This window comes from Nocardia sp. NPDC055165 (assembly GCF_053606985.1).
Window position 1 is genome coordinate 12307 of the sequence record NZ_JBSGSS010000001.1, and the last position, 19846, is coordinate 32152.

Below are 19846 nucleotides of genomic sequence, written 5' to 3' on the forward strand. Positions count from 1 at the left end.
CTCGGATCGGGTGAAAGTCTTGCCAACGGATTGAACACGCGTTTAACATATTGAACATGCGTTCAGCCGATCTCACCACCGCCGCCAGGATTCGTGATGCCGCGATCGAATTGTTCGGTGAGCAGGGCTTCGGCGTCGGCGTACGGGCCATCGCCGCCGCAGCCGGGGTGTCACCCGGGCTGGTGAACCATCACTTCGGCTCCAAGGACGGTCTGCGCGCGGTCTGCGACGATCGTGTGCTCGAGATCATCCGCGACGAGAAGCTGCGCGCGATCCAGGCACCCGGTCCCGCGGGGATCTTGAACGCGATGGCCGAGATCGAGATGTACGCACCCCTGGTGGCCTACATGCTGCGCAGCTTCCAGGCAGGCGGCCCGCTGTCGGAGTCATTGCTCGAACACATGATCTCCGACGCGGAGCAGTACATGCAGACCGCCGTCGACGAGGGCAAGGCCAAGCCGAGTCGCGACCACGCGGCCCGCGCTCGCTACATCGTGCTCTGCCATGTCGGCGCGATGAACCTCTACCTCCAGATGCGCATGCAGCGCGAAGGAAAACTCGATTACCGCAAGGCGATTCGTGAGCTGTCCGACGAGATCACCTTCCCGGCGCTCGAGCTCTACACCCAAGGATTACTCACCGATTCCACCATGCTCGACACCCTTTTCGAGGAGTAGACGATGCCCTCCCCCACCACCGACCGGGTCATCGATGTCGCGGGCCTGCGAAAGACGTTCGGCCGCTTCACCGCGCTCGACGGACTCGACCTACACGTCAGCACCGGCGAAATCCACGGTTTCCTCGGTCCCAACGGCGCAGGCAAGTCCACCACCATCCGAATCCTGCTCGGAGTACTGCGCGCGACCGGTGGCGAAGCCGCGGTCTTCGGCCGAGACCCCTGGACCGATGCCGTCGACCTGCATCGCCGGATCGCCTATGTCCCCGGCGATGTCACGCTGTGGCCGTCGCTGTCGGGCGGTGAGACGATCGACCTGCTCGCCCGCATGCGCGGCGGGTTGGACGAGTCACGCCGCGGCGAGCTGATCGAACGCTTCGAACTCGACCCCACCAAGAAGGCGCGCACCTATTCCAAGGGCAACCGGCAGAAAGTCGCACTGGTGTCGGCCTTTTCGGCGAACGCGGATCTGCTGATCCTCGACGAGCCCACCTCGGGTCTGGACCCGCTGATGGAGCAGGTCTTCCAGGACTGCGTGCGCGATGCCGCCGCCCGTGGCGCGACGGTGCTGCTGTCGAGCCACATCCTGTCCGAGGTCGAGCACCTGTGCGACCGGGTCACCATCATCCGCGCCGGGCGTACCGTCGAATCCGGTTCGCTCAACGACCTGCGCCATCTGAGCCGCACTGCCATCACCGCCGACCTGATCGGCGATCCCGGCGATCTGAGCACGATGCCCGGGGTCGGCGATGTCGAACGAGACGGTTCGACCCTGCGCTGCCAGGTCGACGCCGACCACCTCGGCGCACTGATCCGGGTACTCGGCGACGCGGGGGTCCGCAGCCTGACCAGCGCACCACCGACGCTAGAGGATCTGTTCCTTCGCCACTACCACGTCGACGACGCCGAGACCGCGGAGAAGGTGCGGGCATGACTGCGACAGCCGCTCTCCCCCGTTTCGCCGGAACTGCCCGCACCGCAGGCGAATTCGCCGGCACCGGCCAGATGCTGCGCCTGTATCTGCGCCGCGACCGGGTGGTCGCGCCGCTGTGGTCGCTGCTGATCGGGCTGATGCCCGCGCTGCAGATCGTGTCGATCAAGGACATCTACACCACCGGAGAACAACTCGACCACTTCGCGGCGACCACGGCGGCCAGCCCCGCACTGATCGCCATGTACGGACCCGTTTTCAGCTCGGCGCTCGGTTCCATCGGCACCTGGAAGGCCGGAGCGATGTACGCGATGATCGCGATCGCCGCGGTACTCACGGTCATCCGCCACACCAGGGTCGAGGAGGAGACCGGGCGCGCGGAACTGGTCGGCGCCACCAGCATCGGCCGCTTCGCCGGCCTCACCGGAGCACTCCTGCTCACCTACGGCGCTTCGGCGGTTGCCGGAATCGTCTGTGCCGCTTCACTGATGGCCACCGATCTGCCTGCCGGAGGGTCGGTCGCCTTCGGCGCCGCACTCGCCGGCTCCGGTGTGGTCTGGGGTGCGGTGGCCGCCGTCGCCGCGCAGGTCAGCACCGGCGCGCGGCTTGCCCGTGGCATCGCGCTGGGCACACTGGGCGCGGCGTTCGCGGTACGTGCGGTTGGCGATGCGGGAAACGGTGTGCTGTCCTGGTTTTCGCCGCTGGGGTGGTGCCTGCAGATCCGCCCGTTCGCCGACGAACGCTGGTGGGTGCTCGTACCGATGGCCGCCCTCGCCACCGGCGCGACGCTGCTCGCCTATCGGTTGCTGCGGACACGCGATATCGGCGCGGGATTGCTGGCCGACCGACCCGGACCAGCCGTCGCGGGCACCGCGCTGTCGGGTCCGGTGGGTCTGGCCTGGCGGCTGCAGCGAGGTTCACTGCTCGCCTGGACGACCGGTTTCGCCCTCTACGGTCTGCTCATCGGCGGTGCGGTCAACAGCATCGGCGGCATGCTCGACGACAGCGGCACCCTGCAGGACGTGGTCACCTCGATGGGCGGGTCGGCCGATCTGGAGAAGTCGTTCATCGCCTACGCCGTCACCATGCTGGCCGCCGCGGCCGCCGCCTACTCCGTGTCGGCGCTGCTGCGATTGCACGAGGAGGAGAACTCCGGGCGCGCGGAGACGGTCATGGCCGCCGCGGTGAGCCGCGTGCGCTACGCGTCGAGCCACCTGCTGTTCGCGATCGGCGGACCCGCCGTGGCACTGCTGACCGCGGGCCTGGCGATCGGCATCGTCTGGGGTGCGACAGACGGCGACCTCCCCGGCAAGGTCGGCGAATCCTTGGGCGCGGTCGCGGTACAACTGCCCGCGGTCTGGGTGGTCACCGCCATCGCGATGCTGTTGTTCGGCGCACTGCCCAAGTACGCGGCACTCGCGTGGGGCGTGCTGAGCGCGATGATCGTGATCTTCGTGCTGGGCTCGCTGGGCAGCTTCTCGCAGTGGATCCTCGATCTGGTGCCCTTCGTCCACCCGCCGAAGCTGCCGGGTGCGCCGTTCGACATGGTGCCGATCGGCTACCTGCTCGCCCTCGCGGGGGCGGGGATCGCGGTGGGGCTCATGGCCTTCCGCCGGCGCGACCTGCGCTGACCGGGAGCGCGCGCTCCGCGTAGCCGAGCCGGGGTGGTGAGTCGACTCGCCACCCCGGTTTCAGTACGCGCCGTCGCCGCGGGTGACCGCTCCGATGGTGCGCGCGATCAACGCCAGATCCAGCACCATCGACCAGTTCTCGACATAGGACAGGTCGAGCCGCACCGAGTCCTCCGGCGACAGATCCGACCGTCCGCTGACCTGCCACAACCCGGTGACGCCCGGCTTCACCAGCAGCCGCCGCCGCATCTCCCCGTCGTAGCTGTCGACCTCACGTTGCACCTGCGGCCGTGGCCCGACGACACTCATGTCGCCGCGCAGCACATTGAAGAACTGGGGCAGCTCGTCGAGGCTGTACTTGCGCAGGAAGCGGCCGACGGCGGTGACCCGCGGATCGTCTTTGACCTTGAAGAACAACGGATTTCCACCGTGGCGCTCGATGAGCGCCTCCACCGCGTGGTCGGCGTCGACGAGCATGCTGCGGAACTTGATCATCCGGAACGGAATACCGTCGCGCCCGATCCGCTCCGACAGGTAGAACACCGGCCCCGCACTCGTCATCTTCACGGCGATTGCGATGGCGGCCAGCATCGGCGCGACGAGCACCAGCACGGTCGCGGCGAAACACACATCGAACAGCGCTTTGCGGCTCGACTTCGCCCGTCCGTAGCGCGGCGGGTCGATGTGCAGCATCGGCATCCCCGCGACGAGGCGGTTGGTCAGCCGCGCCCCCGCGATGTCGGCGATGCCGGGCGCGACGATCAGATCGACGCCGAGGGGATCCAATGCCCATGCCATCCGCCGCAACTCGGCGGGTCCGAGATGGTCGGTCGCGGCCACGGCCACCGAGTCGGCGCCACTGCGGCGCACCGCCTCCAGCACCGAGCGATCGTCGCCGAGCACCGACGGCCCGTCGGACGTATCGAACTGCGCGCCCACCGATCCCGCGGGCACGCAGACGCCGACCACGCGATAGCCGGAGCCGGGATCGCCGGTGAACGCCGACGCCATCGCCTGCGCGGCCTCCGGCGAACCCACGACCAGCACCGCGATGTGGCACCGCCCTTGCGCGCGCCACCGCCGCAACCGCCATCGCCACGCCAATCGCCCCACGACCAGCGCGAACAGCCCGGCGGGCAACGCGATGGCGAGATAACCGCGCGCGACCTCCACCCGGAACAGCAGCGCGAGGATCGCGAGCACACCGAACAGCCGCAGGGTCGCCGACACCAGCCTGCGGAATTCCTCGGTCCCGGTGCCGACCACCTGCGGGGTGCGGCTGCCGTAGCCGTGCAGCAACGCCAGCCACCCGGCGGCCAACGCCAGCGACACCACGGAGTAGCCGACCTCGTAGGGCAGCGGCCAGGCCAGCGGCGGCGCGGCGGGACCGCCGAAGCGGATGACCTGTGCCGCCGCGACCGCACCGAACACCGCGATCACATCGGTCGCCGCCAACCGCTGGACCAGTGCGCTCTGCCAACTCTCGCGTTGGGTGCGGCGCAGCACCTGGACACCGTTGACAACATCGACGTCGCCACTCCCGGTGAGCTCGTAGCTCATGAACCCACACCTCCCCTTCGGGCGACGAATCGTTTCCCGATCCCCGTCGACCGGAATGCGGCCGTTGCGGCCGTCCTACTTCCCGTCGATTCGATACCCGCCTGCTGATTGTTACAGACCACCAGCAGGGGTTCTTTCCGAAGACTCACCGCCACAAGGGATTCCAGTAGTTAGCCACTTCACAGCGCAATCGGACAGCTATCACCGAACCGCTATTGCCTTTCGATATGAATGCAGGACAATCACTTTCACAAGTGATCGCCATCACAAACAGAGGAGGAAAGGTCGTCCTCGCCGGCAGTTAGCCGGTGCCGGATCGGCCTGGTATAACTCCGAAAATTACCATGAATCTGTTTCCGCCCGAATGTTTCGGGGCACTCTTATCGCCCGCCGCGCTGTAACGTCTGTGCCCACTGATCCGACTTCCGGCATGACCGGCATGAGCCGCGACAGCTCGGGTGAACAGGTATGAAGGTGGGGGCTCCACGTGCAATGTCGACTCTGTGACTCCGAACGGCTCACGAGCGTGCTCGACCTGGGCGCCACCCCACCGTGCGAGAGCTTTCTGTCCGCCGCCGAACTCGACCTGCCCGAATCGACCTATCCGCTGCACCTGCGGTTGTGCGAGGACTGCCTGCTGTTGCAGATCCCGGCGCTGATCACCCCCGAGGACACCTTCACCGAGTACGCGTACTTCTCCTCGTTCTCCGACAGCTGGGTCCGCCACGCCGAGCAGTTCGTCACCGCGACCGCCGAACGACTCGGCCTCGGCGGCGATTCGTTCGTCGTCGAGGTGGCGAGCAACGACGGCTACCTGCTGCGACACGCGGTCGCGCGCGGCATCCGCTGTCTGGGCATCGAGCCCTCGGTCAATGTCGGACGCGCGGCCCGCGCGGTCGGCGTACCGACGGACACTGCGTTCCTGGAACAGGATTCGGCCGCACGGATCCGCGCCGAGCACGGACCGGCCGACCTGGTGGTCGCCAACAACGTCTACGCCCACGTACCCGACTTGCGCGGGTTCACCCACGCGCTGCGTACCCTGCTCAGCGACGACGGCTGGTGCAGCATCGAAGTGCACCACGCGCTGAACCTGGTCCAGCTCGGCCAGTTCGACACCATCTACCACGAGCACTTCCAGTACTACACCGTCCATTCGGCGCAGCGCGCGCTGGCGATCGCCGGCCTGACCGTCGTCGATGTGGAACTGCTGGACACCCACGGTGGCTCGATCCGGCTGTGGGCACGCCCCGACGCGGTAGCCGAACCCACCGCCCGGGTCGCCGAGGTCCTCGACCTCGAGCGTGCGGCGGGGCTGCACGAACCCGCCGGCTACGCCGCGCTGGGTGCCCGTGCCGAATCGGTTCGCCACGAGCTGCTGCGTTTCCTGCTCGACTGCCGCGCTGCGGGTAAGCGGGTGGTCGGCTACGGCGCGCCGGGCAAGGGCAACACGTTGCTCAACTACTGCGGCATCCGGCCCGACCTGCTCGAATACACCGTGGACCGCAACCCCTACAAGCACGGCCGCTACACCCCCGGCACCCGGATTCCGATCCATCCGCCGGAACGCATCGACGCGGACAAGCCCGATGTGGTGCTGGTCCTGCCGTGGAATCTCGAAACCGAGATCACCGCTCAACTCAGCCACGTCGGCGAATGGGGTGGCGAACTGATCTACCCCCTGCCGGTGCTGCATCGCGCCGCCACGGCGGGCGAACCGGTCGCGGTCGGCGCACTCTCCGAATGAAGGTGAACGAACCGATGAAGGTCGTATTGTTCTGTGGCGGATACGGCATGCGCATGCGCGGCGGATCCGACGACGTCGTCCCCAAGCCGATGCAGCTGGTCGGGCCGCGCCCGTTGCTGTGGCACGTGATGCGCTATTACGCGCACTACGGACACACAGAGTTCGTGCTGTGTCTCGGTTACGGCGCCGAGCACATCAAGAACTTCTTTCTCACCTATCAGGAGTCGGCGTCCAACGACTTCGTGATCCGCAACGGTGACGTGGAGCTGCTGGGCAGCGACATCAGCGACTGGACGATCACCTTCGTCGACACCGGCGTCGAATCCGCGATCGGGGAGCGACTGCGCCGCGTGCGCGAGCACCTCGACGGCGACGAATACTTCCTGGCCAACTACGCCGACGTCCTCACCGACGCACCGCTGGACACCATGATCGAGCGTTTCCATGCCTCGGGTGCGGCCGCGTCGATGATGGTGGTGCCGCCGCAGTCCTCGTTCCACTGTGTGGACATCTCGCCGACCGGTGAGGTGAAGGACATCGTGCCGGTGGCGCAGATGCCGCTGTGGGAGAACGGCGGATATTTCGTGCTCAGCCAGGAGATCTTCGATCTGCTGCCCCCTGGCGGCGATCTCGTGGCCGACGCGTGCGGCGCGCTCGCCGGGCAGGGCAGGCTCTTCGGGTATCAGCACATGGGTTTCTGGAAACCGGCCGACACCTTCAAGGAACGCGCCGAACTCGACGACGCCTACCGCAACGGCACCCGGCCGTGGATGGTGTGGGACCGGCCGTGATCGGGCTGTTCACCACCCCGCCGCGCCGGATCGCGGTGCTCGGCGCGCACTGCGACGACATCGCGATCGGGATGGGGGCAACGCTTCTCGCGCTCACCGGCGCCGATCCCGAGGTCGAGGTACGCGCGCTCGTCCTCTCCGGTGGCGGCACCGCACGTGAGGACGAGGAGCGGGCGGCGCTCACCGCGTTCTGCTCGGGCAACAAGCCGGAACTGCACGTGCTCGATGTGCCCGACGGTCGCGCGCCCGCGCACTGGGATCGGATCAAGGACGCACTGGCGGTCTTTCGTCGTGGCGGTGAACCCGAGGTGGTGTTCGCGCCGCATCGTGGCGATGCCCACCAGGACCACCGGCTGCTCGCCGAACTGGTGCCCACCGAGTTCCGTGATCACCTGACCCTGGGTTACGAAATCCTCAAATGGGAGACCGACACTCCGACTCCCACCCTCTACCACCCACTGAGTCACGCACTCGTACAGCAGAAGTCGCGTCTGCTACACGAACACTATCCGTCGCAGACGGGCCGCGACTGGTTCGACGAACAGGCCTTCCTCGGACTGGCCCGGATGCGTGGCGTGCAGTGCCACGCACCGTATGCCGAGGCGTTCGTGCTCGACAAAGCGATCATCAGATGGGAACAGACGTGAACATGCGGGTACTGGTCACCGGGCACCAGGGCTATCTCGGCACCGTGATGGTGCCGGTGCTGCGGGCGGCGGGCCACCAGGTCACCGGCCTGGACATCGGCTACTTCGCCGACTGCCTGCTCGGCGAATTCGCCGGTGACCCCGACGGGTCGGCGGTGGACCTGCGCGAGGTGACCGTCGAGCAGCTGCGCGGTTTCGACGCGGTGATCCACCTCGCGGCGTTGTCGAACGATCCCCTGGGCGCCCTGGCGCCGGAGATCACCTACGACATCAACCATCACGCGTCGGTGCGACTGGCCCGCCTCGCCAAGGAGGCCGGGGTGTCGCGGTTCCTCTACGCGTCTACCTGCTCGGTCTACGGCGCCGCCGGAGCCGACCTCGTCACCGAGGACGCCCCGCTGCGCCCGATCACCCCCTACGCCGAGAGCAAAGTCCGCGTCGAAGACGATGTGGCCGCGCTGGCCGACGACAACTTCGTTCCGGTATTCCTGCGCAACGCCACCGCTTTCGGCTTCTCGCCGCGGTTGCGGGCCGACATCGTGCTCAACAATCTGGTCGGCTACGCGGTGCTCACCGGCGAGGTGAAGGTGCTCTCCGACGGCACCCCGTGGCGGCCCCTGGTGCACGCCGCCGACATCGCCGCCGCGTTCGCCACCTGCCTCACCGCGCCCGCCGCCGACATCTCGTGCCGGGCGTTCAACATCGGCACCGAGGTCAACAACCTCACTGTCGCCGAGATCGCCGCCTCGGTGGTCGACGCGGTCCCCGGATCCCGGCTGCTGATCACCGGTGAGAACGGCGCCGACCCACGGTCCTACCGGGTCGACTTCTCCTACGCGCGTGCGGTTCTCGGCTTCGAGGCGCAGTGGACGGTCCCTGCGGGCGCGGCCGAGCTCTACACCGAGTACACCGCGCGCGGACTCACCGCCGACGCGTTCTTCCGCCGGTACACCCGGTTGCCGCACCTGCAGGGCCTGTGCGACTCCGGGGTGCTCGACGCACAGCTGCGCCGGATCAGTGCGCCGGCGTCAGCGTAGCCAGCAGCGCGGCCCAGGTCCCGGCCCGCGCGTCACGTGCGGAGACCGGGCCGACGGGCAACGGCCATGCGATGGCCAGTTCGGGGTCGTCATAGGCGACCCCGAGGTCCTCGGCGGGATCGTGCGGACGGTCGATGCGGTAGCAGACGTCGGCGATCTCGGTGAGCGCTTGGAACCCGTGCAGGAAACCCGGCGGCACATAGAGGTGATGGAACTGCTCGTCGTCGAGCCGAAACGCTTGGCGCGCACCGAAAGTCGGCGAACCGGGACGAATGTCGACGAGCACGTCGTGCACGGCGCCGTGCGCGCACCGCACCAGCTTGGCCTCACCGCGCCCGCCGCGCCCGTGCATGCCACGGATCACCCCGCGCACCGACCGCGACTGCGAATCCTGCACGAAGGCCGCCGCCGCACCCGGTACCCCGAGATGGGCGTCGAACTCACCCGCGTCGAAGGTACGGGTGAACAACCCCCGCTCGTCCCGGAACGGTTCGGGAACGAGTACCACTACGTCGGCCAATTCGGTCCGCTCGATACGCACGAGGCCATACTCCCATGACCCACCGATGCCGCGGCTGCGCGAAGACCGCGCTTGTTCCCGTCCTCGATCTCGGCGCGGTCCCGGCGGCGGATCACTTTCCGCCACGTGACGCTCCGGTCGCCGCCACCGAATCCGGCCACCCCCTGCGGATGGACCGGTGCGCGGCATGCGGGCTGGCTCAGCTGGCCGACGACGACACTGTCACCGCAGAGCCCCGCGGTATCGAGCCGCTGGCCCTGCGCGACCAGGCCGCCGAGGCGGTGCGTCTGGTACACGCCGCCGGGCTGCTGCGCGGATCGACGGTCACCGAATTCGGTAGCCCGCACGGCGGCACCTGGCTGCCCCTGCTCGCCGAGCACGGCTTCACCGAGAACACCGGGGAACCGGCCGATGTGGTGCTCGACTGCTTCGGGATCATGCACGAACCCGATCAGCGCGCGGCCTTCGCGGCACGGGCCGCGGCGACAGCGCCCGACGGGGTGCTGCTCGTTCAATACCACTCACTGGCCACCATCGTCACGCAGGGACAATGGAACGCGTTGCGGCACGGGCACTTCGCGTACTACTCACTGGCCGCTCTGCGCACCTTGTTGCGGGCGGCGGGGATGAGCGTGGTCACCGCGTGGGAGTTCGACCTCTACGGCGGCACGGTGCTCCTGGCCGTTCGCCACGGCGATCACACCCCCGACGCCACCATCGACAGCCTTCTCGTCGCCGAAGCCGACGCACTGAGCGCGGCCGCCGAGTTGCAGCAGACGGTCGACCGTCACGTCCGCGCCCTGCGCGATTGGCTGGACGCCGGCGCCACGCACGGCCGTCGGGTCTATGCCTACGGCGCCGCGTCGCGCGCGGTGGCGCTGCTGAGCATGGCGGGCGCGCACCGCGGCCTGCTCGCCGGGGTCGCCGACGCCGCTCCGGGTAAGCAGGGCTGCCGGATGCCCGGCACCGATGTGCCCATCATCTCCCCCGCCGAACTGGTCGCCGCCGAGCCCGACGTCGTGCTGCTGACGCTGCCGGACCTGCTCGCCGAGGTGAGCGCCGCACTGCCCGAACTCGACGGGCGGTGGATGATCGACGATCCGGCGGGCCCACGCAACCGAGACAGGCATGGGAAGACTGTGGGATAGCCGACCTTATGTCGATCGGCGCATGATCGCAGGACGTGAGATACTCGGAAATGCCCAGCGCCGCACCATGATCGAGTTCGGGTCACCGCTGGACCGCCGCAGTGTCGCGGTGGCCGGTGCCCGGGTCGCAAGGGGAAATGCGGCGCCGAACGCAGCGTTCGACGGGCGAGTATCCAGGGGAAGAATTCTGATGAGGGGAACCACCGTGCTCGCACCACGCGCGCTCCGGATCGCGGCGATGGTATCGGCCATCGCTGTCGGTCTCGCCATGGGGTCAGGCGCCGCTGCTGCCGGAATCGACAGCAGCAGTACTGTTCTCGACGGCAAGAACCGCACCGTCGAGGCGATCCAGTCCGACACCCGGATCGACTTCGTCGCACCACTGGACGGCAATCCGCTCACCCGCGAATGGTTCCACAGCGGCGCGGCCTCCTACCTGGTCACCGGCCCCGACGCCGAGACCTGGTCCGGTCGCATCACGCTCGGCTATCAGGTCGGCTACCCCGCCACCCTCGACGGCAGGATCAAGTTCGAGTGGTCCACCCCGAGCCTCGGCCTCGAGGTCGGCGCCGACGGCCCCACCGTAAAGCTCGACGGCCTCATCCCGCGCGCGGGCATCGAACTCGCCGCCGGCTTCGGCCCCGGCATCCAGGAGGTCGAGGTCGCGGGCGGTGAGATCGCCGGCGCCGAAGGTGTACTGCGTCTTTCGGGTTTCCACGGCACTGTCACCGGTGTGCTCGGCCAGACCAATGTCCGCCCATTCGTGCGGATCGTCGGCTCGTCCGGCGATACCGTCGTCACCTACGGCAAGACCTTCTCGATCTGATCGGGGCCCGACGGACCCGGCGAGTGAGTTCACTCGCCGGGTCCGTCACTGTCACCGTGCCGTGCCGAGCAGAGCGTCGAGCATCTGCGGCAGCGTGCGGGACCGATCGTGTGCCGCCGCGACACGAGCCCGACCGTCCTCGTGCAAGCGCGACCGCAACCGCGGGTCGCCGGTGACCCGCTCGATCGCCGCTCGCAGCGCGACCGGATCAGCGGGGGGAACGCACACCATGACGCGGTCGTCGGCGTAACCACCGTGATCGGTGGCGATCACCGGGACACCCAGGCTCATCGCCTCGAGGACGACGAGCTGACCGGCCTCGGGCAGCACGCTGGCCGAGATCACCGCGTCCCAGCCCCGCAGGGTGGTCATCGCGTCGACCTGACCGAGAAAGGCGACCCGACCGGCGAGGTCGGGCTGCTCGGCGCGCTCGCGGAGCTCGGCCAGATACGTCACGTCGCCGGGCAATGCCCGACCGGCGATTTCGAGTCGCACCTCGGGCAACCCCGCGACGGCCTCCAGCAGAACGTGGTGGCCCTTCCATGAGGTCACCACCCCCAGGATGCCGACCACCGGTGGCGTGCGCTCGATGACGGGCGCGGGTTCGACCGGCCAGGTCACGCCGTTGCACACGACATCGACATCGAAGCCGCGCCGGCGCAGCGGCTCCGCGGCGGTCTCGGAGACCGCGATGGCGTGGCCCACCGCGGCACGACCGGCCCAGGCTGCGCCGTATTGCCGTCGGCTGGCGAGGATGTCGTGGACCAACCAGGCCGCCGAGCGCCGATGCGGACAGGCCAGCGCCAGCGCGGGCAACGCCATGGTCGAATTGACGATGATTCGGGTTCGGCTGTCGCGCAGCGGCTTCCGAAGTCGCCACGCCGCACCGATCCAGTTCTTCAGCATGACCAGCGCGGCGGTCAACCGGCGCAGGCCCCGTTCACCCGCCAGCCCCAGCCCGGCGATGCCGATGTGCTCGACTTCGGCGGGCAGCCGTTCCCGCAACGGACCATCCGGGCAGGCGACCCGCACCCGGTAGCCACGTTCCAGCGCCAAGTCCACGAGGGCGAGCATCACGTTCTCCGCGCCCGACGCCTGTCCGGTGTGAGCGACGAATACCAGCTCGCGCCCGTCGTCACTGCCCCGCACGGAGCACCTCCGCGCGGGCGCGGACCTGCGCCAGTGCCGGTTTCGCCGAATAGTCACGACGGAGCATGCCGAAGTTGTCCTCCAGGTTCTGGCGATCGTCGCCCGCGTCGATCAGGGAGTAGACGAAAACAGGGCCGATATTGGGCATCGCCGCCATCGAGTCCAGGCCGCCGCCGAGTATCTCGGCTTGGGTCTGCTCGTCGACCGCGCGTGCTCCGGTACCGGTCGGCGCGCCGAATTCGGTGGGCCACAACCGCTTCGACGTGTCGCCGCGCGCGTCCATGATCGCCCGAATTCGAGTCAGGTTCTGGAAGGCATTGTCCCGGCTCGGTGACGAGGGCAGCTCCGGATAGGAATAGGGGTGCACCGCGATGGCGTCGAAGTCGAGAGCCGAGCCCAGCGCGTAGAGGCGCTCGATGAACGTCGACGGCGCGATGTCGCGGCCGTTGTCGGCAGCGGGCGCCAAGCCACCGACCAACACCTGACCACCCGGCTGGCGGGTGCGCACGGCCGTCGCCGCCTGGTGGAGCAACTGGGCGTACAGACCCACATGGGGCAACGGCGCGAAGAAGCTGGTGACATTGGGCTCGTTCCAGACCTCCCAGTGCTTGATCTGATCGCGGTAACGCTCGACCGCGTCGGCGACGAATTGGCCGAACAGCGCGGGGTACGGGGCGACCTTGTTTCCGCCGGGCCCCGGGTCCTGACGTGCCCACGGCGGTGAGTAGGTGAGGATGGCCAGCACGTGCAGCCCATGGGCGCGCGCCGACCGCACCACCCGATCGGTCATCGACCAGTCCTTGCGGCCACGATCGTGCTCGATGAGCGACCAGTCCAGATCCATCCTGATCCAGGTGGCGCCCGCGTCGACCACGCCCTTCATCTGGCGGTCCAATTCGCCGGTGCTCAGCGTGAGCCACGAGTGCCCGCCCGCGATGCCGAGTCCGGTCTCGTTCACGCGCTCATCGAGCACGGTCGACATCGTCGGTGTCCCGCATCCGAGCAGGGTGAGGGTGAGAGCCACGGTGGTGATCATCCGAGCGAATCGCCACAGTGTCATCAGATTTCGGCCCTCGCACGCTTCGTATCGTCAATCCGTCGGTCCAGCGCACAACGCAGCCGGCGAGGAAAAGGTACAACACACCGGCCACCGTCGAGGTGACAATCCACGGCGGCTCCCACCGCTGCTGAATCATCGTCGCGGGGACGATCACCGCGGCGGCGACGGCGCTGACCGACACCACCGAGGCGACCGGGATCAACCGCCCGATCCGCACCGTGGCGACGAGCGCGAGCCACACCCCGATCAGCAGAACGACGTTGGCCACCAGACCGGCGACGGCCGCGCCTTCGAACGACAGCCACGCGATCAGCGGCCACGACAACGCCAGGTCGACGGCCAACGCGAGCAACGCGATCCAGGGAATCAGGTAGTTGCGCCCGGCAGCCATCAGCGCGACCAGGCCCAGATGGGCCAGCGCGCCGAGCAGTCCGCCGATGATCTGGTAGCGACTCGCGTCGACCGCGGACACGAACTTCGCACCGAAGAGCAGGTCGATCACCTGGGTCGCGACCGGCCAGAAGGCGACCAGCGCGGCAAGGCCGAGGGCCGTCAGCGCGGCACCCGACTGGCGGAAGTAGCGCCGGAATCCGGTGGGGTCGGCTGGCCATACCGCGATCAGCAGCGTGGTCAACGGGGCGACGACCGCGATCGCCGCGGTGTCGACGAGGTCGGCGAATTTCATACCGACCGCGAACATCCCGACGGATTCGAAGGTGTCGAAATGACCCAGCAGCAGCAGGCCGACCTTCTGCAGCATGATGATCAAGGCCAGGCCGATGCTCAGCGGCAGCGCCTCACGCAGCATGCCGCCCCACCAGCGCAGTTCGACGCGGCGCGCCGGGATCGGTCCACCGAGCCCCCGCCCCACGCCGACGATCTTGATCGCGATGGCGATCAGTTCGTACACCACGGCGGGGATCACCACGATCAGCAAGGTCGGTGCCCACAGCACCGCCACGACGGTCAGCGCCACCTGGACAAGGCGGGCGATCGACTCCGCCGCGGCGACCAAGGTCAAGCGCATGGTCGACTGGAACAGCACGGTGAGCGCGTTGCTCGGCGTCGCGACCACCACGACCAGCCCCGCGATGGCTGTCGCCGCGATGACCTGCGGTGGACAATCGAGCACCACCACATAGCCCAGGGCCACCCCGTAGCCCAGCAGCCCGAGTACGGTCCGCAGCGCGATGAACGAGCTCGCGATCTCGGCGACCTCGGCGGGCTCGCCGTGCACGAGTTTGCCGATGACCGCGCGCCCGACACCCAGATCGGTGACGATCGCGAGCATGCCGAGCAGACCGAACACGAAGGAGAAGTAGCCCCATTCGACCGCGGGCAGCATGCGGGCGGTGAGCATGGTGCCGAGCAGGCCGAGCACCGCGGCGAAGATCCGGCTGGCCAGCATCGCGGCGGTGTTGTTGGCGGCGGCCCGGCCCGACAGCGCGGCGCGGCCCCCGATCGGGCGATCGGGAACCGACGGTTTCGCCTCGGTCGTCACGGAATCAACCCGGCGCCGCGATAGGCGCCGACCGTCGCCTCGGCGGTGGCCCGCCAGCTCAGCGTCGACGCCGCGGCGAGACCACGCTCGCGCAGTGCGGAGTTACCGACGCTGTCGTGCAGCAGTGGGCGCACGGCCGCCGTCCACGACTCGACATTCGCGCGCGCGACCAGCACGGCGCCGTCGCCACAGACCTGTGGCAGCGCGCCGACCGCGCTGGCCACCACCGCGCCACCGCACGCCATGGCCTCCACCGGCGGCAGCCCGAATCCTTCGTACTCCGAGCAGTAGGCCACCACGGTCGCGGCCGCGTACAGCGCGGGCAGATCGGCGGCGTCGACATAACCGAGACCGATCGCGGTGGCCGGGGCCTGCGGACCGGTGGATCCGGCCCCGGCCAGCACGAGCGGAATGTCGAGGGCACGCGCCACTTCCGCGAGCAACCCGACCTGTTTGCGCGGCTCGACGGTCCCCACCTGCAGGATGAATCGAGGCGGCAGGTCGTAGTCGGCACGCACCCGGTCCACTGCGGAGGCCTCGGGGACGCGCGCCCAGTCGGCGGGAGCGAGCGGCACGACGACCGCCGCACGGCCGAACTTGTCCGCGATCCGTTCGGCGGTGAATTCCGATACCGCGATCAGCAGATCGGCCCGCATCAACGACGTCCGGACCAGCAGCTGTTCCCCGCGCGCCCGATAGCGGCTGAACGCCCACGGCACATCGAAAACCGACAGGTCGTGCACCGTGGCGACCGTGGCGCGCGGCCCGACCAGCGGAAGGTCGACATCGAGGCCGTGGAACACATCGAATCCGCGCAGCGGCGCGACGCCGTGCCACGCGCGGCGAGCACCCGCCGCGACCGGCCGCGACACCGCCGAAACGGTGGACGGCAGCGAACTCGCCGCGTCGGCTTGGACCAGCGCCGACAGCTCGGCACCCGGCAACAGCGCGGGCAACTGCGCCAGCAGTTCCCGCTGATACGTCGATACCCCGGCGCCGTCGGGTCGGTAGGCCAAGGCCCCGAAACACACGGTGGGCCGGCTGTTCGCAGCAGAATTCATGACACCTGTTCGGGGACGGGGCTGCGCTCGACGGCCTGGGCTGGGGAGTGCTGGGAGACCGCGCAGCCGACGACCGCGGCGAGCAACCAGAAGTAGAAATCGCTGGGAAAGATCTCGAAGTAGCTCGACGCGACCGCCGCGACCGCACTCGACAACACGGCCGCCGCGACACCGAGGGCCAGTGCGGCGTCGTTGCCGGTCATCGTGCGCGCCGAACGCAGCGCGAGCAGATAGATCACCACCAGGATCGCGCAGAACAACCACACCCCGATCGGCCCGAGTTCGATGAGCAGCTTCACGTAGTAGTTGTCGGGTTGGTACGGGCGCCCGTAGATCTGGACTTCGCCGGTGGCATAGGGCAATTTCTCGGCGGCCGGGCCGAGCTCGGCGACGAGTTGGGCCGCCTTGGCCGCCCCCGTGGAGCCGAGGCCCTCACCGAACGGATGACTCGGAACCGTTCTGGTCACGACCTTCCACCCGGTCTCGCGCGCGGCCAGGCTGTCCGAGGACAACAGCGAACTGCGCGCCTGCGACGACGCCCCGACGCCGGCCACCACGATCAACGCGACCCCGCCGATGATCACCGCTTTGAGTTGTCGCCGATAGCGCACAACCGCGAGCACCAGCACGCCGATCAGCAACCCGAGGAGCGCGGCGCGCACGACGCTGGCCGCGACACCGGCCACCAGCACCGGAGTCGTCAGCAGGAACAGTCGATTGCGTAGCCGTCGCGGCGCGGCCAGCGCGACTGATCCGCCCACCAGCAAGACGGTGACCAGATAGAACGCGAACGGGAACGGTTGGTTGAACGATCCGAACGAGCGCATCAGACCACCGGAGAACCGGATCGTCTCGTTGAATTTGTAGCCCATCTCCGCGAGCCCGGCGGGCCCGATCGCCTGCTGCGCCAAGCCGAAGACCGCGATTCCGACCGACTCGACCATCATGATCGTGATGAGCAGATCGCGATCGCGCGCGGTGAACGGCCGCAGGTACAGGATCAGCGGCACCACGATGAAGTAGAAGAACGTGATCTTGATCGCGAAAATGCCCAGAATTCCGGCTGTCAGGAACGCCGAACCGACCCCGAACACACACAGCACCACGCCGATCGACCACCACGGCAACACCGGACGCGGGTCGACTCGCCCGTGGGGCACGAACGCCGCCACCGCGAGGGTGAGCAGCAGCATCGCTTCTTTCCAGCCGTCGACCCGCATCCACGCCGGCGCGATCAGCAGCAATCCGTTGAACGGCACCAACGCCGCCACCAGCAACACCCCGCGTTGGGGCCGATGCCAGATCCAGCGCAGGAAGACCCATGCCACCGGCAGGGCCACCACGTACAACAGGGAGCTCACTGCCGCGCGCCTCGCCCGAACAACCGCGCGGCCCGCGCCGATACCCGGACCAGCGCCTGGCGCAGCACGCGACCGTCGCCGATCAGGACATCGATCACACCGACGCGGTCAGCGAACTGCCGATGGTGATGGTGGTTGAACCGCAGCACGTCGGCGAATTTGCTCGCCGACGATGTCGTACTCGAGTAGTTGAACACCGACGCGCGGTTGATCGCGAGCACCCGATCGTGGCCGAAGAACTCTCCGCGTCCGCACAGCCGCGCGACCAGGTCGACATCCATCGCGTACAGGAAGTCCGCGCGAAAACCGGTGGTAGCGGCGAAATCAGCGCGACGGAACAGGAACGCCGCGGTCGGGCACACGTCGTCGGGTAGTTTGCGTACGAGCGTGCGCAGCACGGTCTGCGACGAGCATCGACCCACCAGTCCTGGCAGCCCGCGCCCCCGTGCGAGGACCACACCGTCGTCGTCGACGACGTCGAACTTGGCGCCGGCGACCGCGATCTCGCGATCGTCCATCGACTCGACCTGCGCCGACAGGCAGCCCGGGGCGATCATGTCGTCGGCGCAGACCAGCTTGACCAGCTCGCCGCCGGCCAGTTCGATCGCCCGATTCCAGTTCTGCTCGATCGGCAAGGTGGTGTCGTTGGTGTACAACCGAATGCGCGCATCGTCGAACGCCCGCACGAGATCACCCGTGCCATCGGTGCTCGCGTTGTCGACGACCACGATCTCGAGGTCGTCGAAATCCTGCGCGCTGATCGACTCCAGCGTCTCGACAATCGTGCGCGCCGCGTTGAAGGCCGGTACACATACCGACACTCGAACCCCCACAGCCGTTACCCCTCAATGACATCCATTTGCCGACGGCTCAGCCGTCCCGCACCCATCAAGGGCGAACGTAGATCAGACTACCTGGAGGGTCCCGCGGATGTTCGCCGTGGAATTCCCAGCGACTTACCGGCGAGTGAACAGTGCAGGTTCGGCGGGGTTCGGCCGCGTTCGCCGACACGACCGTCCGGCCGACCTGAGGTATCGTCATCGCAACTCGGTCGTGCCGAAGTGACGGCCGTACCGGCTTCGGGGGCCGGTGATCGAGAAGTGTTGATGCGTGAAATGTGGGGGAAGTGTGAGCAGTACCGAGTCGCCGTCGACCGCCGACCTCGACTCCGGCGGGCGGTCGATGCCTGTGGTGAACATCGCGGGCCACCTCCGCCAACTGATCCGGGTCCTGCCGTTCGCCCTGGTCGCCGCGATCATCGTCGGCGGCGCGGTGTGGTTGGTTCGTGACGGGAGCGAGCGGACCTACCAGGCGAGCATCACTGTCCAGATCTCGCAGCCCTCGATCGGCGCGGTGTTCAACGAACTGACCCAGCCCTACATCGTGATGGTCACCGATACCCGCGTGCTCTCGGATGTGGTGAAGAACGGGCTCGCACCCTCGGAAGCGGATCTGCGCTCCCGGGTGTCGGCGATGACCGGTCCCGCGCCGTCGTTGCTGATCATCACCGCCGAGGCCGGCTCGCCCGAGCAGGCCTCGAAATTGGTCGTGGCGGTCGAACAGTCGCTCGACAGCGTCGGTTCCCAGATGCGGACCGAGGCGATCGCCCGGTCCGCAGCCGACCTGGAGGCACACCGGCGCGCGGTCGAGGACACCTTCTCCAAGCGGCTCTCCGATGATCCGCTGCGCCCGGAGTTGAGTTTCGACGCCCGTGATGTCGCGCGCGAGACCGAGTTCCGCCAGGTACTCGGTCCGGCGCGTCTGACGGTGCTCACCGCGCCCTCCTGGGAACTGGTCGCCCCGCACCCGGTGCAGGAAGGGCTGTTCGCCGCGCTGGCCACAGTGATCGTGGTCGCCGAAGGTCTGGTGCTGGCCGGGGTGGCTCGTGGCCGTCGACGTGGCGGCAAGAAGCCTGCCGATCCCACGGGGGTCGACATCGACAAGGTCGCGCCCACGCCGGAAACCCGAGCACCCGAAAACCGTGCTCCTGCAGTGGAAACCCGTGCACCCGCTGCCGATTCCCGGATGCGCGCGTCGCCGACTCCCCCGGCGTCGTTCGACACGCCGCCACGCCGCGCTGCCCCGGTCACCCCGCGCTCGGCCACCCTCTCGCACGATCCCGAGACCATGGCGCTGCCTCGGGTCGGGTACACGCCGGGCAGTCCGCGCGCGACTCCCACCGAACCACGCGACAGCTAGC

Annotated in this window: 18 protein-coding genes; 10 read left to right on the forward strand and 8 right to left on the reverse strand. The window is 68.3% G+C overall.

Translation table 11 applies throughout. The annotated features are described in order from the left end of the window. The first annotated feature begins 56 nt into the window (after window positions 1-56). From ACWFRF_RS00060 to ACWFRF_RS00070, 3 genes are read left to right on the forward strand one after another with little or no spacing between them, the layout of a single operon-like run. On the forward strand, window positions 57-677 hold the full coding sequence (locus ACWFRF_RS00060; protein ID WP_378991902.1) for a TetR/AcrR family transcriptional regulator: 621 nt from the start codon (window positions 57-59) through the stop codon (window positions 675-677). A gap of 3 nt (window positions 678-680) precedes the next feature. Continuing rightward, window positions 681-1610, forward strand: a complete 930-nt coding sequence (locus ACWFRF_RS00065; protein WP_378991900.1) for an ABC transporter ATP-binding protein — start codon at window positions 681-683, stop codon at window positions 1608-1610. After that, window positions 1607-3238 (forward strand): ABC transporter permease, encoded by a 1632-nt coding sequence (locus ACWFRF_RS00070; RefSeq protein ID WP_452448309.1) that lies wholly within the window; start codon window positions 1607-1609, stop codon window positions 3236-3238. Before ACWFRF_RS00065 ends, ACWFRF_RS00070 begins: the two co-directional genes overlap by 4 nt. Window positions 3239-3298: 60 nt before the next feature. On the opposite strand, the gene ACWFRF_RS00075 is transcribed toward ACWFRF_RS00070, so the two are convergent. Then, entirely contained in the window at window positions 3299-4798 is a 1500-nt protein-coding gene (locus ACWFRF_RS00075; protein WP_452448310.1) for a sugar transferase, read from the reverse strand. A 487-nt stretch (window positions 4799-5285) separates the two neighbouring features. Between ACWFRF_RS00075 and ACWFRF_RS00080 the strand changes: the two genes are divergently transcribed. Genes ACWFRF_RS00080 through ACWFRF_RS00095 form a run of 4 tightly spaced genes read left to right on the forward strand, consistent with a single transcriptional unit; the run spans window position 5286 to window position 9020 of the window. Then, complete coding sequence (locus ACWFRF_RS00080; RefSeq protein ID WP_452448311.1) at window positions 5286-6545, forward strand: methyltransferase domain-containing protein; 1260 nt, start codon at window positions 5286-5288, stop codon at window positions 6543-6545. 14 nt (window positions 6546-6559) lie between these two features. Then, the gene (locus ACWFRF_RS00085) at window positions 6560-7336 is read left to right on the forward strand and encodes a glycosyltransferase family protein (RefSeq protein WP_379312903.1); all 777 of its coding nucleotides are present in this window, start codon (window positions 6560-6562) and stop codon (window positions 7334-7336) included. Then, entirely contained in the window at window positions 7333-7983 is a 651-nt protein-coding gene (locus ACWFRF_RS00090; RefSeq protein WP_449963386.1) for a PIG-L deacetylase family protein, read from the forward strand. Before ACWFRF_RS00085 ends, ACWFRF_RS00090 begins: the two co-directional genes overlap by 4 nt. 2 nt (window positions 7984-7985) lie before the next feature. Beyond that, on the forward strand, window positions 7986-9020 hold the full coding sequence (locus ACWFRF_RS00095; protein WP_378992052.1) for an NAD-dependent epimerase/dehydratase family protein: 1035 nt from the start codon (window positions 7986-7988) through the stop codon (window positions 9018-9020). On the opposite strand, the gene ACWFRF_RS00100 is transcribed toward ACWFRF_RS00095, so the two are convergent. Continuing rightward, a complete protein-coding gene (locus ACWFRF_RS00100; protein WP_378991895.1) occupies window positions 8998-9561 on the reverse strand; it encodes a dTDP-4-dehydrorhamnose 3,5-epimerase family protein in 564 nt (187 codons plus the stop codon). The genes ACWFRF_RS00095 and ACWFRF_RS00100 overlap by 23 nt on opposite strands. A gap of 14 nt (window positions 9562-9575) precedes the next feature. On the opposite strand from ACWFRF_RS00100, the gene ACWFRF_RS00105 reads away from it, so the two are divergent. Both ACWFRF_RS00105 and ACWFRF_RS00110 read left to right on the forward strand, forming a co-directional pair. Continuing rightward, window positions 9576-10688 carry a class I SAM-dependent methyltransferase gene (locus tag ACWFRF_RS00105; protein WP_452448312.1) on the forward strand — a complete coding sequence of 371 codons (1113 nt, stop codon included), beginning with the start codon at window positions 9576-9578 and terminating at the stop codon, window positions 10686-10688. 190 nt (window positions 10689-10878) lie between these two features. After that, the gene (locus ACWFRF_RS00110; RefSeq protein ID WP_379313018.1) at window positions 10879-11514 is read left to right on the forward strand and encodes an MspA family porin; all 636 of its coding nucleotides are present in this window, start codon (window positions 10879-10881) and stop codon (window positions 11512-11514) included. A 51-nt stretch (window positions 11515-11565) separates the two neighbouring features. Here the strand turns inward: ACWFRF_RS00110 and ACWFRF_RS00115 are convergent, their stop codons facing one another. Genes ACWFRF_RS00115 through ACWFRF_RS00140 form a run of 6 tightly spaced genes read right to left on the reverse strand, consistent with a single transcriptional unit; the run spans window position 11566 to window position 18467 of the window. After that, the gene (locus tag ACWFRF_RS00115; protein ID WP_452448313.1) at window positions 11566-12663 is read right to left on the reverse strand and encodes a glycosyltransferase family 4 protein; all 1098 of its coding nucleotides are present in this window, start codon (window positions 12661-12663) and stop codon (window positions 11566-11568) included. Further along, complete coding sequence (locus tag ACWFRF_RS00120) at window positions 12650-13687, reverse strand: glycoside hydrolase 5 family protein (RefSeq protein WP_378991891.1); 1038 nt, start codon at window positions 13685-13687, stop codon at window positions 12650-12652. The genes ACWFRF_RS00115 and ACWFRF_RS00120 overlap by 14 nt, the downstream gene beginning before the upstream one ends. Beyond that, window positions 13626-15224 (reverse strand): oligosaccharide flippase family protein, encoded by a 1599-nt coding sequence (locus ACWFRF_RS00125; RefSeq protein ID WP_452448314.1) that lies wholly within the window; start codon window positions 15222-15224, stop codon window positions 13626-13628. The genes ACWFRF_RS00120 and ACWFRF_RS00125 overlap by 62 nt, the downstream gene beginning before the upstream one ends. Further along, on the reverse strand, window positions 15221-16285 hold the full coding sequence (locus tag ACWFRF_RS00130) for a glycosyltransferase family 4 protein (protein ID WP_452448315.1): 1065 nt from the start codon (window positions 16283-16285) through the stop codon (window positions 15221-15223). The genes ACWFRF_RS00125 and ACWFRF_RS00130 overlap by 4 nt, the downstream gene beginning before the upstream one ends. After that, window positions 16282-17646, reverse strand: coding sequence for an O-antigen ligase family protein (locus ACWFRF_RS00135; RefSeq protein WP_452448316.1), 1365 nt, complete (start codon window positions 17644-17646; stop codon window positions 16282-16284). The genes ACWFRF_RS00130 and ACWFRF_RS00135 overlap by 4 nt, the downstream gene beginning before the upstream one ends. Then, window positions 17643-18467 (reverse strand): glycosyltransferase family 2 protein, encoded by an 825-nt coding sequence (locus ACWFRF_RS00140; RefSeq protein ID WP_452448317.1) that lies wholly within the window; start codon window positions 18465-18467, stop codon window positions 17643-17645. Before ACWFRF_RS00140 ends, ACWFRF_RS00135 begins: the two co-directional genes overlap by 4 nt. A 307-nt stretch (window positions 18468-18774) precedes the next feature. On the opposite strand from ACWFRF_RS00140, the gene ACWFRF_RS00145 reads away from it, so the two are divergent. Further along, complete coding sequence (locus ACWFRF_RS00145; protein WP_378991886.1) at window positions 18775-19845, forward strand: YveK family protein; 1071 nt, start codon at window positions 18775-18777, stop codon at window positions 19843-19845. Window position 19846 lies beyond the last annotated feature (1 nt).